9 protein-coding genes are annotated in these 12,906 nt (G+C 52.4%); 7 read left to right on the top strand and 2 right to left on the bottom strand.

Translation table 11 applies throughout. The features are described 5' to 3' along the window. The first annotated feature begins 111 nt into the window (after positions 1-111). From LDB27_RS20170 to fumA, 3 genes are all read left to right on the top strand, one after another. Positions 112-378: a hypothetical protein gene (locus tag LDB27_RS20170; protein ID WP_001530565.1), complete on the top strand. Its 267-nt coding sequence runs from the start codon at positions 112-114 to the stop codon at positions 376-378. Positions 379-524: 146 nt separating this feature from the next. After that, positions 525-1,865, top strand: a complete 1,341-nt coding sequence (gene dcuB, locus LDB27_RS20175; protein WP_000899149.1) for an anaerobic C4-dicarboxylate transporter DcuB — start codon at positions 525-527, stop codon at positions 1,863-1,865. A 95-nt stretch (positions 1,866-1,960) separates the two neighbouring features. Further along, entirely contained in the window at positions 1,961-3,607 is a 1,647-nt protein-coding gene (fumA, locus tag LDB27_RS20180) for a class I fumarate hydratase FumA (protein WP_000037190.1), read from the top strand. 88 nt (positions 3,608-3,695) lie between these two features. On the opposite strand, the gene melB is transcribed toward fumA, so the two are convergent. Together melB and melA are read right to left on the bottom strand one after the other, a co-directional pair. Further along, entirely contained in the window at positions 3,696-5,126 is a 1,431-nt protein-coding gene (gene melB, locus LDB27_RS20185; RefSeq protein WP_000028070.1) for a melibiose:sodium transporter MelB, read from the bottom strand. 83 nt (positions 5,127-5,209) lie between these two features. Beyond that, entirely contained in the window at positions 5,210-6,565 is a 1,356-nt protein-coding gene (gene melA, locus LDB27_RS20190; protein WP_001527488.1) for an alpha-galactosidase, read from the bottom strand. 268 nt (positions 6,566-6,833) lie between these two features. On the opposite strand from melA, the gene melR reads away from it, so the two are divergent. The 4 genes from melR (at position 6,834) to adiC (ending at position 12,802) form a co-directional block, all read left to right on the top strand. Then, positions 6,834-7,766, top strand: coding sequence for a transcriptional regulator MelR (gene melR / locus LDB27_RS20195; protein WP_000106992.1), 933 nt, complete (start codon positions 6,834-6,836; stop codon positions 7,764-7,766). Positions 7,767-7,998: 232 nt separating this feature from the next. Further along, positions 7,999-10,266 (top strand): arginine decarboxylase, encoded by a 2,268-nt coding sequence (gene adiA / locus LDB27_RS20200; RefSeq protein WP_001542850.1) that lies wholly within the window; start codon positions 7,999-8,001, stop codon positions 10,264-10,266. Positions 10,267-10,563: 297 nt separating this feature from the next. Further along, a complete protein-coding gene (locus LDB27_RS20205; protein WP_001217075.1) occupies positions 10,564-11,325 on the top strand; it encodes an AraC family transcriptional regulator in 762 nt (253 codons plus the stop codon). Positions 11,326-11,464: 139 nt separating this feature from the next. Then, a complete protein-coding gene (gene adiC, locus LDB27_RS20210; protein WP_000093130.1) occupies positions 11,465-12,802 on the top strand; it encodes an arginine/agmatine antiporter in 1,338 nt (445 codons plus the stop codon). Positions 12,803-12,906: the final 104 nt, after the last annotated feature.

Raw genomic sequence — 12,906 nt, forward strand, 5'->3', positions numbered from 1 at the left:
GTATTATCCCATGCCGAGAGTGTGTATTTTTATTAAAAAAGGGATTTGTCCGGAATTTTCCTGACACTTAAATAAAATTATGTTTGTAGCAATGGAGCTTGTGCTACGCCTATGGACAATACGTATATTGGTGAGCAGATACGCGTCTCCACACGCCATACTAATAATTTAAAAAAATGGCGTGACAATGATCACATAAGTCACATTCTGTTCGCTTTATCTCGTGATTTACCTGATGGCGAGACACAAAAATTAAAGAATAAACGCCTGTTTTTAAAACAGACAAATCATAATTTACTGCTCTCGCTGACTCCACCTGCCCATCGCCAGAGGGTACTCCCCTCTGAACATCACCATCGCAAGAAAATAATTACTTAAAGCAACTCTGTAAAAACCTTAATCGTTAATCGTCGCCACTGGCGCATTGAATATTCGCCATTTCCTGATGCTCATTCACACAAATCAGAGGATGGCTGTGATCCATTTATCAAAATTGACTGGGTTTATCGCGAGGATAAATAAAAATGTTATTTAGTATACAGCTTCTCATAATATTAATATGTCTGTTTTATGGCGCCCGAAAGGGCGGCATCGCGCTCGGGTTGTTGGGCGGTATTGGTCTGGTCATTCTGGTGTTTGTTTTCCATCTCCAGCCAGGTAAACCGCCCGTTGACGTAATGCTGGTCATTATCGCGGTAGTCGCCGCGTCGGCAACGTTGCAGGCGTCAGGCGGGCTGGATGTGATGCTGCAGATTGCCGAAAAGCTGCTGCGTCGCAACCCCAAATACGTCTCTATTGTGGCGCCGTTCGTCACCTGTACCCTGACGATTCTGTGTGGGACAGGCCACGTGGTCTACACCATTTTGCCGATTATCTATGACGTGGCGATCAAGAATAATATCCGTCCGGAACGTCCAATGGCGGCCAGTTCTATCGGCGCGCAAATGGGCATCATCGCCAGTCCGGTTTCCGTCGCCGTGGTTTCTCTGGTAGCGATGCTGGGCAACGTGACATTTGACGGAAAACATCTGGAGTTCCTCGATCTGCTGTCGATCACCATCCCGTCTACCCTGCTCGGTATCCTGGCAATCGGTATTTTTAGTTGGTTCCGCGGTAAAGATCTGGATAAAGACGAAGCGTTTCAGAAATTTATCTCCGTACCGGAAAACCGTCAGTACGTGTACGGCGATACCGCGACGCTGCTGGATAAAAAACTGCCGAAAAGCAACTGGCTGGCGATGTGGATCTTCCTGGCGGCGATTGCCGTGGTCGCTCTCCTGGGCGCGGACTCCGACTTACGTCCAACCTTCGGCGGCAAACCGTTGTCGATGGTGCTGGTCATTCAGATGTTCATGCTGCTGACCGGGGCGCTCATTATCATTCTGACCAAAACCAATCCTGCGTCTATCTCAAAAAACGAAGTTTTTCGTTCCGGTATGATTGCGATTGTCGCGGTATACGGGATCGCCTGGATGGCGGAAACCATGTTCGGCGCGCATATGTCGGAAATTCAGGGCGTGCTGGGCGAAATGGTCAAAGAGTATCCGTGGGCCTACGCCATCGTTCTGCTGCTGGTCTCCAAGTTTGTTAACTCCCAGGCCGCGGCGCTGGCGGCGATTGTTCCCGTCGCGCTGGCTATCGGTGTCGATCCGGCGTATATCGTGGCCTCTGCGCCGGCATGTTATGGCTACTATATCCTGCCGACCTACCCAAGCGATCTGGCGGCGATTCAGTTTGACCGTTCCGGCACAACCCGTATTGGCCGCTTCGTCATTAACCACAGCTTCATTCTGCCGGGTTTGATTGGCGTGAGCGTCTCCTGCGTCTTTGGCTGGATCTTTGCCGCAATGTACGGATTCCTGTAATGGCCGCGCGCGCCGCCAAGTTATGCGCGGCGCGCGACTTAGAGTCTGGCCCATGAGGCTCTTAATACATTTTCTTACTATTAGGCTGGAAGCACATGTCGAAAAAAGAGTTTATCTATCAGGCGCCTTTCCCGATGGGAGAGGACAAAACAGAGTATTATCTGCTCACCTCCGATTATGTCAGCGTCAGTGAATTCAACGGAGAATCTATCCTCAACGTTGAGCCGCAGGCGTTAACGTTGCTGGCTCAGCAGGCCTTCCATGATGCGTCTTTTATGCTCCGTCCTGAACACCAGCAGCAAGTCGCCGCCATTCTCCATGACCCTGAAGCCAGCGAAAACGATAAATATGTGGCGTTGCAATTCCTGAGAAACTCCGAGATCGCCGCCAAAGGCATTCTGCCGACCTGCCAGGATACCGGCACGGCGATTATCATGGGTAAAAAAGGCCAACGCGTCTGGACGGGCGGCGGCGATGAAGCCGCGCTCTCCAAAGGCGTGTTTAATACCTATATCGAAGATAACCTGCGCTACTCGCAGAACGCACCGCTGGATATGTACAAAGAGGTCAATACCGGCAGCAACCTGCCAGCGCAAATCGATCTCTATGCCGTCGATGGCGACGAGTACAAGTTCCTTTGCGTGGCGAAAGGCGGCGGTTCAGCAAACAAAACGTATCTCTATCAGGAGACCAAAGCGCTGCTCACCCCAGGCAAGCTGAAAAACTTCCTCGTTGAGAAAATGCGCACGCTGGGTACCGCGGCCTGTCCGCCATACCATATCGCCTTTGTCATTGGCGGCACCTCGGCGGAAAGCACGCTGAAAACCGTTAAACTCGCCAGCACCCACTATTACGACGCGCTGCCGACGGAAGGTAACGAGCACGGCCAGGCATTCCGCGATCTCCACCTGGAACAGGAACTGCTGGAAGAAGCGCAAAAACTTGGCCTCGGCGCCCAGTTCGGCGGGAAATATTTCGCCCACGATATTCGCGTAATTCGCCTGCCGCGTCACGGCGCTTCCTGTCCGGTGGGGATGGGCGTCTCCTGCTCGGCAGACCGTAACATCAAAGCGAAAATCAACCGCGAAGGCATCTGGATCGAAAAACTGGAACACAATCCGGGCCAGTATATTCCGCCAGCGCTGCGTCAGGCGGGCGAAGGCGACGCGGTGAAAGTCGATCTCAACCGTCCGATGAAAGAGATCCTCGCCCAGCTATCGCAGTACCCGGTCTCGACTCGCCTGTCGCTGACGGGCACCATTATCGTAGGTCGCGATATCGCCCACGCGAAGCTAAAAGAGCGTATTGAATCCGGCGAAGACCTGCCGCAGTATATTAAAGACCACCCCATCTATTACGCAGGTCCGGCAAAAACCCCGGCAGGTTATCCATCTGGCTCATTAGGCCCCACCACCGCAGGCCGAATGGACTCTTATGTCGATCTGCTGCAATCCCACGGCGGCAGTATGATCATGCTGGCGAAAGGCAACCGTAGTCAGCAGGTCACGGATGCCTGTAAAAAACACGGCGGCTTTTATTTGGGCAGTATCGGCGGCCCGGCGGCGGTTCTGGCACAGCAGAGCATTAAGCATCTGGAGTGCGTCGAGTATCCGGAACTCGGCATGGAAGCTATCTGGAAAATTGAAGTAGAAGATTTCCCGGCCTTTATCCTGGTGGATGACAAAGGCAACGATTTCTTCCAGCAGATTGTCAGCAAACAGTGCGCTAACTGCGCGAAATAACCTGGCAGGCCCGGCGTTCTCCCGGGCCGCGTTATCGGTTAATTGCCGGATGGCGCTACGCTTATCCGGCCTGCACGAGAGACCATGCTCACGCTTTTACATCGCTGGTCGCTACCACAGAAATCGCCGGGCTATCCGGCTGTTCGACGAATGGCGGCGTTTTCCGGTATTTATCCAGCAGGTGGATCTGAATCTTGCGCAGCATATCGCCGTTCAAACGGTAGTAGCGGAAGTAGAGAACCAACGTCATCATGAAAAACAGTACCGGCAGGACAATCATAATAAACTGCATCCCCTGCAGGGTTTGCGCAGACTGCGCCACGTTCGGCGTGTAGCCAATCAGCCCCAGCACCAGAGCGATAAAGAACGCCGCAAACGCCGAGCCGCCCTTCACGACCATCGTCTGTACGGAATAAGCGATACTCTCGCAGCGAATATTGAGCTTAAATTCCCCATAATCGACCGTATCCGCCACCATGATTACCTGAAGCACCCAAAAGAGCGCGGTCCCGATATTCAGGAAAATACCCGCCGCCACGATTAAAGCGGCATTATGGACATCCGCCAACGCCATCGCGAAGAGCCCTGCGCAACTCAGAACGGGCATCACGGAGGCGCCCGCCCACAATATCCGCCGCGATAACATTTTCACCAGCCGGGGGAAGACAATCAGCGTCAGCAGATTCGCCGCGCCGGCGTAAGAAAGGTAATAGGGAAAAAGATCGGCATCGCCAATCACATAGGTGAAGTAGTAGATCGCAAAGCCATTGATAATATTGGAGGCAATGTTATACGCCAGCGCCATTCCCAACAGGCAAGAGAGCTGATCGTTTTTGTATATCAATCCAACGATCGTTTTTAACGTCAGATGTGGGCGGCCCGCCGTTACACCGTTGTCGGAGGAGTACACCTCATGTACGTTGCGTAATGTCACGATAGTCGAGGCGATAAAGAACGCAATCAGTACCAGCGTAAACATCTGAAAGCCGAACCCACGATCCGCTCCGCCAACGTAGTTCACAAACGGCAGCGTTATACCGGCAGTGACGAAGCCAGCCAGACTGGCGAAGAAACGCGGGAACGGCACCAGTTGTTCGCGTTCTCGCTTATCAAGCGTAATGGTCGGCACCAGCGACCAAAATGGGATATCCATAATGGTATACGTCATGCCCCACAGGATGTAGGTTACGCAGACAAATACAACCTGCGCGGTTCCCTCAAAAAGATGGGCGCTGAACAGCAGGAAAAGCACCAGCGAATTGGTTAAGGTGCCGATCAATATCCACGGCTTAAATTTCCCCCACCGCGAACGCGTGGCGTTGACAATCCATCCCATGATGGGATCGTTTATCGCATCCCAGATTCGCGCGACCAGAAAAAGGGTGCCGACGAGGCCGACCGAGAGTCCCACCACATCGGTGTAGTAATACATCAGGTACATATACACAATGCCGATGGCGAAATCCTTACCAAACGCACCGAACCCGTAACTCAGCTTTGTTGTCAGAGAGATGCTCATAGGGTACCGGGTCGCTGTTACCAGCGCCCGCCTTCTGTTAGTAGAGGTTAAACGCCGGATCTGCCGTCCAGCGCGGCTGGAGATTAACGGCGTAACCAGGCCGGAAGCCAGTCGCCATGCGCGGCGATCAGATCGTCAACCAACGCATAGATTTCTTCGATACCCAGCACCGCTGCGGTATGAGGGTCCATCATCGCCGCGTGATACACGCGATCGCGGTTTTCCGTGAGGATGGCTTCGGTCAACAGCGTTTGCACGTTGATGTTGGTCTGCATCATCGCCGCCAGATGAGAAGGGATCGTCCCCACCTTCGTCGGTTGAATGCCGTTGGCATCCACCAGACAAGCCACTTCCACGCAGCTTCCCTGCGGCAGGTTATCAATCAGCCCCTCATTACGCACATTGCCGTAAATCACGCTCGGCTCGCCGGTCCACAGAGCGTTCATAATGGTGCTGGCGTACTCGCGGGACGGTTTGATGTCGATACGCTCGGCGGTTTTATACTCCTCCAGCTCTTTATGCCAGTTCGCCAGTTGTTCTACGCAGCGTTTCGGATATTCATCCAGTGGCACCTTGTAGCGCGCAATCAGATCCTCGCGTCCCGGTTTAATAAACCACGGCGTGTACTCGGCAAAATGCTCTGATGATTCGGTGACGAAGTAGCCCAACTTTTTGAACATCTCATAGCGCACAATGTTCTGGCAGCGTTCATTGCCGTGAATATTGGGCTTCGGCGCCTGTCCGGCGTCATAGGCTGCCAGCAATTCAGGATAGAGATCGACATAAGTCCCGTCAGCCGTTTTGCGCTCCAGTTCGAGGTAAAACGCCATGTGGTTAATGCCGGCGCAGCGGTAGCGCAGCGAAGCGGGATCGATATTCAGGTCGCGCGCCAGTTCTTCCGCCGTTCCCTGTACCGAATGGCACAGGCCGACCTGTTTGATATGCGGATAGCGGGCATACATAGCCCAGGTGTTCATCGCCATCGGGTTGACATAATTGAGCATGGTGGCCTTCGGACAGACTTCCGTCATGTCTTCGCAAATCCGCCACAGATGCGGGATGGTCCGCAGCGCGCGCATAATGCCGCCCGGCCCCAGCGTATCGGCGATCGTCTGTTCCAGGCCATGACGCTTACAAACCTCAAAATCGGTCACGGTGCAGGGTTCGTAGCCGCCAATCTGAAAGGCGACCACCACGAAATCCGCATCCTGTAGCGCCGCTTTCTGGTTGGTATGGCAGGTAATCCGGCCAGAAGCGCCCGCTGAGTCCATCAGTTTCCGTACCACAATGTGCGACTCTTCCAGCCGGGTTTCGTCAATATCCATCAGGGCGACATGCGCTGATTTTAGCGCCTCGCGGTGAAACACATCGCCGAGGATATTTTTGACGAAAATCGTAGAACCTGCGCCGATAAAGGTAATTTTGGGTGCCGTCATCATGACTCTCCAGAACAGTAGTGAACACCTTCATGGTGGCACGCGTTCCCGGTGAAAACCTCCGTCTTCCCCGATGAGCATTCCCGAAAACTCAGATCGTATGCTGGCGCGCGGAAGATCTGAGTTTTTGGGACAAAATGGTGTAAAAAGCAGAGTATTCGGCCTGATAGTCAGGCTACGCTCTACAATATCGACGGATTCTGTGTCCGGATTCCCGGTTTCCTCCCGGCTAAAGGGGCATAATTCTGATAATTCAGGAAATGGAGTGACGATGAGTACGCAAGCAATATCCCTCCTCCCGCCCGACCCGCACATGTGCAACGGCGATGAAAAGCAAACCCGTAGCCCGCTGTCGCTCTATTCCGAATATCAACGACTGGACGTTGAGCTGAGGCCACCGCACAGAATGGCCAGCAGTCACTGGCATGGGCAAGTAGAAGTGAATGTTCCGTTTGACGGCGATGTGGAGTATTTAATCAACAATGAAGTCGTGCAGATAAAGCAGGGACATATCACCCTGTTTTGGGCCTGTACGCCACACCAGCTTACCCGCCCCGGCAACTGCCGCCAGATGGCGATTTTCAGTTTGCCGATGCACCTGTTTCTCTCCTGGCCGCTGGATCGCGATCTTATCAACCACGTCACGCACGGGATGGTGGTTAAATCACTGGCGACCCAGCAGCTTAGCACCTTTGAAGTGTTGCGCTGGCAGCAGGAAACAAGCAGCCCGAATGAGCAAATTCGCCAGTTGGCGATCGATGAAATCGGCCTGATGCTTAAACGCTTTAGCCTTTCCGGCTGGCAGCCTATTTTGCTCAATAAAACATCACGCACCCACAAGAATAGCGTCTCACGCCATGCGCAGTTTTACGTAAGCCAGATGCTGGGATTTATTGCCGATAACTACGATCAGGCGCTCACCATTAACGACGTCGCGGAGCATGTCAAACTCAATGCTAATTACGCGATGGGAATATTCCAGCGGGTTATGCAATTGACGATGAAGCAGTACATCACGGCGATGCGCATCAATCACGTACGTGCCTTATTGAGCGATACTGACAAAACGATCCTCGATGTCGCTCTGACTGCCGGGTTCCGATCCAGCAGCCGTTTTTACAGTACTTTTAGCAAATTTGTCGGCATGTCTCCGCAACAATATCGCAAGCTAAGCCAGCAACGACGCCAGACGATGCCCGGCTAAAGCCGGATACCACTATCAGCCAAAAAAATAATTCACCTGTCGATAAACGGCAGGTGAAATCGCTCGATATCCATAATTAACCCATTGTTTATTAAACAATAATATCAATAACTGACCATTATTCCATCACTTTACACCCCCTATTTGACGGGGTAATACTTGCCCACGTCACATTCATACGGCGGGTCGGCAAGGCGTAAATTGCACGGCCTCCACAACCGGGTAAAAGATGATGAAAGTATTAATTGTTGAAAGTGAGTTTCTGCATCAGGACACCTGGGTTGGCAACGCGGTTGAGCGTCTGGCGGATGCCTTGAGCCAACAAAATGTTACCGTCATTAAATCGACATCCTTCGATGACGGCTATGCCATCTTGTCCGCGAACGAAGCCATTGACTGTCTGATGTTTAGCTACCAAATGGAACAACCGGATGAGCACCTGAGCGTCAGGCAATTGATCGGTAAGCTTCACGAGCGTCAGCAAAACGTGCCCGTTTTCCTGTTAGGCGACAGGGAAAAAGCGACGGCATCGCTGGACCGCGACCTGCTGGAGCTTGTCGATGAATTCGCCTGGATTCTGGAAGACACCGCTGACTTTATCGCCGGACGCGCTGTTGCCGCCATGACCCGGTATCGCCAGCAACTGTTACCGCCGCTGTTTAACGCGTTGATGAAATACAGCGACATTCATGAATATTCATGGGCGGCGCCGGGACACCAGGGCGGCGTCGGTTTCACTAAAACGCCTGCCGGTCGCTTTTATCACGATTATTATGGCGAAAACCTGTTCCGCAGCGATATGGGGATTGAGCGTACCACGCTCGGTTCACTCCTCGACCATACCGGCGCGTTTGGCGAAAGCGAGAAAAACGCCGCCCGCGTATTCGGTGCTGACCGCTCCTGGTCCGTGGTTGTCGGGACTTCCGGTTCTAACCGTACTATTATGCAGGCCTGTATGACGGATAATGATGTCGTTGTACTGGATCGTAACTGCCATAAATCCATCGAGCAGGGGCTGATCCTCACTGGGGCCAAACCGGTATATATGGTGCCAAGCCGTAACCGTTACGGCATTATCGGGCCAATCTACCCGCAGGAAATGCAGCCTGAAACCTTGCAGAAAAAAATCAGCGCCAGCCCGCTGACCAAAACCAAAGCCGGACAGAAACCGTCTTACAGCGTGGTGACCAACTGTACCTATGACGGCGTATGCTATAACGCCAAAGAGGCGCAGGATCTGCTGGCAAAAACCAGCGATCGCATTCACTTCGACGAAGCATGGTACGGCTATGCGCGCTTCAACCCGATTTATTGCGATCACTACGCGATGCGCGGCGAGCCAGGCGACCATAACGGTCCGACCGTGTTTGCCACCCACTCCACGCACAAACTACTGAATGCGCTTTCACAAGCTTCCTACATTCATGTCCGTGAAGGCCGTGGCGCGGTGAATTTCTCCCGCTTCAACCAGGCATATATGATGCATGCCACCACCTCTCCGTTATATGCCATCTGCGCATCCAACGATGTGGCGGTATCGATGATGGACGGTAACAGCGGCCTGTCCCTGACTCAAGAGGTGATTGACGAAGCGGTTGATTTCCGTCAGGCGATGGCGCGTCTTTATAAAGAGTTTACCGATGAAGGCGACTGGTTCTTTAAACCGTGGAATAAAGACGTCGTCACCGATCCACAAACCGGTAAAACGTATGACTTCGCCGACGCGCCGGCAAAACTGCTGGCCACCGACCAGAACTGCTGGGTCATGCGCCCCGGAGAAACCTGGCACGGCTTTAAAGACCTGCCGGATAACTGGAGTATGCTGGACCCGATTAAAGTCAGTATCCTGGCGCCGGGTATGGGCGACGATGGCGAACTGGAAGCATCCGGCGTACCTGCTGCGCTGGTCACAGCATGGCTTGGCCGCCACGGTATCGTGCCGACCCGCACCACCGACTTTCAGATTATGTTCCTGTTCTCCATGGGGGTAACTCGCGGGAAATGGGGAACGCTGATCAACACGCTGTGCTCCTTCAAACATCATTACGACGCGAATACGCCGCTGGCGCAGGTGATGCCGGAACTGGTGCAGGATTATCCTGACACTTACGCGAACATGGGTATTCATGACCTGGGCGATAAAATGTTTGCCTGGCTACGTGAAAATAACCCGGGCGCTCGTCTCAACGCCGCCTATTCCACCCTGCCGGTTGCGGAGATTACCCCGCGCGACGCCTACAACGCGATTGTGAACAACAATATTGAAATGGTGGCGATTGAAAATCTACCGGGTCGCATCGCGGCGAACTCCGTTATTCCTTACCCGCCAGGAATCCCGATGCTGCTCTCCGGCGAAAACTTTGGCGATGAAAACAGTCCGCAGGTGGGTTACTTACGCTCACTGCAATCCTGGGATCATCACTTCCCTGGCTTTGAGCATGAAACCGAAGGCACGGAAATTATTGATGGCGTATATCACGTTATGTGCGTGAAAGCCTAATCACAAAGAGTCTTTTTTTTGAGGATGGCATGTATTCCCTGAGTATTGCTGCAAAACAATAATACTGTCATACCTTTTTGCGCGGGCCCCATCCCGCGCTTTTTTTATACAAAAATGACAAGTTGCCACTCGCGTACAACTTTTTGTACACCCTAAATCATCGTACAAATATTGTAATATTATTCAGGAAAGTTATTTTAGTGCAGTTTCAATTCATCACACAATTGACTCAGTCCCCGTTATCTCTCCCGTTTGGCGAGATCCGGTATTTTATGTTCATATTCCAGGAGTTCGGGTATGAGGATTTGCAGCAACGAACCTTGCATAGTGTTATTAACCGAAAAAGATACATGGTTACGAGTAAATGGTAAGGAGCCAATCAGTTTAAAAGCGAATCATATGGCCATTCTGGCTTGTGAAAATAACGTTATTGACATTTCATCATTAAATAGCGTGCTAGTAATACAAGTGAGTCGCAATAATATTAAAGACTATTTACAATTCCTGAATAAAGATCTCTCACACCTTCCCGTCTGGCAACGCAACGCCGATCCCTTATTGACCGCCAACTGTCTGACGCCGGATATCTTCAGGGTCGCTGCCCGCTACAGCGCGATGGAAACACCGGATGAAATTGTTAGTGAACGTACCCGTGCGCTCCTTTTCACCGTTTTATCCCGCTTTCTTGACCACAAAAAATTTATTTCTTTGTTAATGCACATGCTGCGCAGCCGCATCAGTGACAGCGTTTACCACATCATTCAGAGCGATATTCATAAAGACTGGAATCTGAGCGCCGTTGCCAGTTGCCTGTGCCTGAGTCCAAGCTTGTTAAAGAAAAAGCTCAAAAACGAGAATACCAGTTATAGCCAAATAATCACGACCTGCCGAATGCGTTATGCCGTAAACCAATTATTAATGGACGGAAAGAATATCTCTCAAGTCTCACAGCTGTGTGGGTATAACAGCACATCGTACTTTATTTCCGTGTTTAAAGAGTTTTATGGTATGACCCCCCTGCATTATGTTAGCCAACATCGGGAACGATCGGCTGCCTAATTTTTCTACACTCAACGATAAGACACGATAATAACAGCATTGGCGATAACCCGTCTCCGACATAATTCAGCGGCATTCTGAGGGGGTATGATACGACGTAATTTATCGTAACGAAGTCACCTTTTCAGGAGTCCAAATTATGTCTTCGGATGCTGATGCTCACAAAGTGGGCCTAATCCCCGTCACCTTAATGGTATCGGGGAATATTATGGGTTCAGGGGTATTCTTACTCCCTGCCAACCTGGCGGCCACTGGCGGGATTGCAATCTACGGATGGCTGGTCACTATCATCGGCGCCCTGGCGCTGTCGATGGTTTATGCCAAAATGTCGTCCTTAGATCCCAGTCCCGGCGGTTCCTATGCCTACGCACGCCGCTGCTTCGGGCCGTTTTTGGGCTATCAAACGAACGTGCTGTACTGGCTGGCATGCTGGATCGGTAATATCGCGATGGTCGTTATCGGCGTCGGCTATCTGAGCTATTTCTTCCCGATTCTGAAAGATCCGCTGGTATTAACGCTTACCTGCGTCGCGGTGCTGTGGATTTTTGTTCTGCTGAACATCGTCGGGCCGAAAATGATTACCCGCGTACAGGCCGTCGCCACCGTACTGGCGCTGGTGCCTATCGTAGGGATTGCGGTCTTCGGCTGGTTCTGGTTTAAAGGCGAAACCTATATGGCGGCCTGGAACGTGAGCGGCATGAATACCTTCGGCGCAATTCAAAGCACGTTGAACGTTACGCTGTGGTCATTCATCGGGGTAGAAAGCGCCTCCGTTGCGGCCGGTGTGGTCAAAAACCCGAAACGCAACGTGCCTATCGCCACCATCGGCGGGGTACTGATCGCCGCCGTCTGCTATGTACTCTCCACAACGGCGATTATGGGGATGATCCCCAACGCGGCGCTGCGTGTATCGGCATCGCCTTTCGGTGACGCGGCGCGTATGGCGCTGGGCGATACCGCAGGGGCTATTGTTTCCTTCTGTGCGGCAGCTGGTTGCCTGGGCTCTCTCGGCGGCTGGACGCTGCTTGCCGGTCAAACCGCAAAAGCGGCGGCGGACGATGGTCTCTTCCCGCCGATCTTCGCGCGGGTTAATAAAGCCGGTACGCCAGTGGCTGGGTTGCTTATCGTCGGCGTGCTGATGACTATCTTCCAGTTCAGCAGTATGTCGCCGAACGCCGCGAAAGAGTTTGGTCTGGTCTCCTCCGTGTCGGTTATCTTCACCCTGGTGCCTTATCTTTACACCTGTGCCGCGCTGTTGCTGTTGGGCCACGGCCACTTTGGTAAAGCGCGCCCGCTGTATCTGCTGATTACCTTCGTCGCGTTTGTGTATTGCATCTGGGCGGTCATCGGTTCCGGCGCCAAAGAAGTGATGTGGTCGTTCGTCACGTTGATGGTGATCACCGCGCTGTATGCGTTGAACTACAACCGCATTCACAAAAACCCGTATCCGCTGGATGCGCCGGTTAAACAGGATTGACCACGTGTAGTTAATGTTATCGCAACAGGCCGGATAGCGCAGGTTATCCGGCCGCCACCAACATTAAGTTCTTAAGGTTCACTTAATTTTACTTTGTCACGATT

Source organism: Salmonella sp. JXY0409-18 (assembly GCF_020268625.1).
Taxonomy (GTDB): domain Bacteria; phylum Pseudomonadota; class Gammaproteobacteria; order Enterobacterales; family Enterobacteriaceae; genus Salmonella; species Salmonella enterica.

Bases quoted from the DNA above. Each gene is read 5' to 3' on its own strand.
- LDB27_RS20170 (WP_001530565.1), top strand. From the start codon at position 112: ATGGACAATACGTATATTGGTGAGCAGATACGCGTCTCCACACGCCAT.
- dcuB (WP_000899149.1), top strand. From the start codon at position 525: ATGTTATTTAGTATACAGCTTCTCATAATATTAATATGTCTGTTTTAT.
- fumA (WP_000037190.1), top strand. From the start codon at position 1,961: ATGTCGAAAAAAGAGTTTATCTATCAGGCGCCTTTCCCGATGGGAGAG.
- melB (WP_000028070.1), bottom strand. From the start codon at position 5,126: ATGAGCATCTCTCTGACAACAAAGCTGAGTTACGGGTTCGGTGCGTTT.
- melA (WP_001527488.1), bottom strand. From the start codon at position 6,565: ATGATGACGGCACCCAAAATTACCTTTATCGGCGCAGGTTCTACGATT.
- melR (WP_000106992.1), top strand. From the start codon at position 6,834: ATGAGTACGCAAGCAATATCCCTCCTCCCGCCCGACCCGCACATGTGC.
- adiA (WP_001542850.1), top strand. From the start codon at position 7,999: ATGAAAGTATTAATTGTTGAAAGTGAGTTTCTGCATCAGGACACCTGG.
- LDB27_RS20205 (WP_001217075.1), top strand. From the start codon at position 10,564: ATGAGGATTTGCAGCAACGAACCTTGCATAGTGTTATTAACCGAAAAA.
- adiC (WP_000093130.1), top strand. From the start codon at position 11,465: ATGTCTTCGGATGCTGATGCTCACAAAGTGGGCCTAATCCCCGTCACC.